At 70.6% G+C, this 2,427-nt stretch carries 3 protein-coding genes; 1 reads left to right on the top strand and 2 read right to left on the bottom strand.

What is annotated here, in order from left to right; translation table 11 throughout:
* Positions 1 to 34: 34 nt before the first annotated feature.
* Positions 35 to 1,255: an RNA-guided endonuclease InsQ/TnpB family protein gene (locus J4573_RS29745; protein ID WP_208259183.1), complete on the bottom strand. Its 1,221-nt coding sequence runs from the start codon at positions 1,253 to 1,255 to the stop codon at positions 35 to 37.
* 146 nt (positions 1,256 to 1,401) lie between these two features.
* On the opposite strand from J4573_RS29745, the gene J4573_RS29740 reads away from it, so the two are divergent.
* Positions 1,402 to 2,139, top strand: a complete 738-nt coding sequence (locus J4573_RS29740) for a thioesterase II family protein (RefSeq protein ID WP_208259182.1) — start codon at positions 1,402 to 1,404, stop codon at positions 2,137 to 2,139.
* A gap of 12 nt (positions 2,140 to 2,151) precedes the next feature.
* On the opposite strand, the gene J4573_RS29735 is transcribed toward J4573_RS29740, so the two are convergent.
* Positions 2,152 to 2,424: a hypothetical protein gene (locus J4573_RS29735; RefSeq protein WP_208259181.1), complete on the bottom strand. Its 273-nt coding sequence runs from the start codon at positions 2,422 to 2,424 to the stop codon at positions 2,152 to 2,154.
* Positions 2,425 to 2,427 lie beyond the last annotated feature (3 nt).

The raw sequence follows: 2,427 nt of genomic DNA, 5'->3' as shown, positions 1-2,427 counted from the left end.
CGTCCTCCCCGTCCTGGTGGACGGGGATTCCAACTCACGCGACCGAAGTGAGGCGCGCTTGTCGAGGTTCACGGTTCGCTGGCTCCGGCAGCCCGGGGCCTCCCGGTGCAGCGACCGCCCGTCCGGCGGCCGACCCGGCTGTCAGCCGGGCGAGGTGTGCGATGTTGTGGGCGGCGTTGAGGTCCGCATTGACTCTCAGCCCGCAGGCCACGCACCGAAAGGCCGCTTGGCTCTCGCGGTTCTCGGGTGCACGGTGCCCGCAGGTATGGCAAGTCTGCGATGTGTACGCGGCGTTGATTTTGACGATGCGGCCGGGAGCCTTGTCCTCCAGACGGCGGACCAGGCCGCCCCAGCCGTTGGCCAGGATGCCGCGGTTCAGGCGGGCTTTCCCACGGACGTGACGGCCGGGCTTATTGAGAGTGCCCTGCGCCGAACGGGTCATGGCCTTGATGTTCAGATCCTCGACACCGATCAGATCAAAGTCGCGTGCCAGCCGGGTGGAGGTCTGCTCGATCCAGTCGCGCCGCCGATCGGCGACGCGGGCCATCATTCGGGCGATCTGGGCCTTGAGCCGCGCTCGTCGATTCGAACCCCGGACGGCCCGGCTCAGCCTGCGCCGCAGCAACGCCAGGCGCCGGGTCTCACCCTCGGTCAGACCCGGCACATGCAGCAAGCGACCGGACGACAGCGCGGCCGATACCGCAACCCCCCGATCTATCCCGACCACTTCCCCATTGCCGGGAGAAGGAATGGCATCGGGAACGTGAGCGAACGCGACGTGCCAACGGCTCGCTCGGTCGCGCTTGATCCGGTAGGACGTGACCCCAGGCGGGATCGGCCGCGACAGCCGCAGCCGCACCCAGCCCACCTTCGGCACCCACACCTCCGCCCATCTGCGCGACAGCGTCCGCAGATGGGCGGGCTTGAAGCCGACCTGCCTGAAGCTCTCGTGCCGACCGGCCTTGCGCCATGTGGGCCGACGATGCGTCCCGGCGAAGAAGTTCTTCATGGCCTGAGCGAAGTCCCGCAGCGCTTGTTGCTGGACCGTCACCGAGCCCGCCGCCAGCCAGCCGGACTCCGCTCGGGCCTCGGTCAGCTGGCGAGCCTGCGCGACATAACCCGGCGGGCTGCCTCGGCCGGGTCGCCACCACGACTGCTGCTCGCAGGCCATATTCCAGACGAACCGGGCATGTGCGCAGTGGTTCAGCAGCCGCGCCTCCTGTGCGGACGTGGGGAACAGTCGGTAACGCGACACGTTCGTCAACCTACCTACAGCCACCGACAACCGACCGCTCACCCGCGCTCCAGGCTTGTGCGTCGCTTCGCCCTGGCAGGGGCGGGCCTCCTGGCAGAGCCGGACCGATCCGGTATCAGGGCCGGAGTCTCCTATGGAGGAAACACATGACCTGGTTCCGCTGCGCCGAGACGCGCCCCTGGGCCTCCATGCGCCTCTTCTGCATGCCCCACGCGGGCGGCAGCGCGGTGTTCTACCGGACCTGGGCCAAGGAGATCAGCCCCGCCGTCGAGGTGCACGCGGTCCAGTACCCCGGCCGCTCGGACCGGCTCGCCGACCCGATGATCGGCGACGCCCACCAGCTCGCCCGGCTCATCGCGGGCGCGATGGCGCCGCTGCTGGACCGGCCCGCCGCGCTGTTCGGGCACAGCATGGGCGCGGTGGTGGCCTACGAGGTGGCGCGGCTGCTGCAGGAGCGCGGCGCGCCACCGGCGCACGTGTTCGCGTCCGGCACGCGCGCGCCGCACGACCGCGACTCCGAGCGCGTCTCCGACCTGGACGACGACGGCGTGGTCGCCGAGATGGTGAAGCTCGGCGGCTCCGACGCCGAGGCGCTCCAGGACCCCGAACTGCGCGAGCTGGTCCTGCCGTACGTGCGCAACGACTTCAAGCTGATCGAGAACTACGAGCACCGGGCGGCGCCCCGCCTCACCGTTCCGATCACCGCGCTGATCGGCGACTCCGACCACCACGTGAACGAGGAACAGGCCGTGCGCTGGGCCGAGGTCACCGACGGGACGTTCGCGCACCGGGTCTTCCCGGGCGACCACTTCTACCTGGTCCCGAACCAGTCCGCGGTGCTGTCGGACGTCATGCGCACCCTCGAGGTCCCCGCCGGCCCGTGACGCCCGCGTCGTTCAGCCGAAGAACGCGGCTCCGCAGCCTCCGCACACCGTGACCGGCGGTCCGAGGTGCTCGCCCAGGTCCACGCAGATGCCCAGGTGGGCGAAGCGCGGGTCGCGGTAGCTGCGCAGCAGGCCGGTCGGGCTCTCGATCACCTGCAGCCCGTACGCGCGGGCGCACAGGTCCGGGACGGCGAACGCGCGCCGCCCCGATCCCCGGATCAGATCGCGGACCCGGCCGCCCGGAGGACGGGCGGTCCGGCGATCCGGGGACACCGTGTCGATCATGAA

Source organism: Actinomadura barringtoniae, from assembly GCF_017573505.1.
In the GTDB taxonomy this organism is placed as follows: Bacteria; Actinomycetota; Actinomycetes; order Streptosporangiales; family Streptosporangiaceae; genus Spirillospora; species Spirillospora barringtoniae.
Note: the sequence above shows the minus strand (reverse complement) of the source record. Positions and strands in the feature narration are given on the sequence as shown.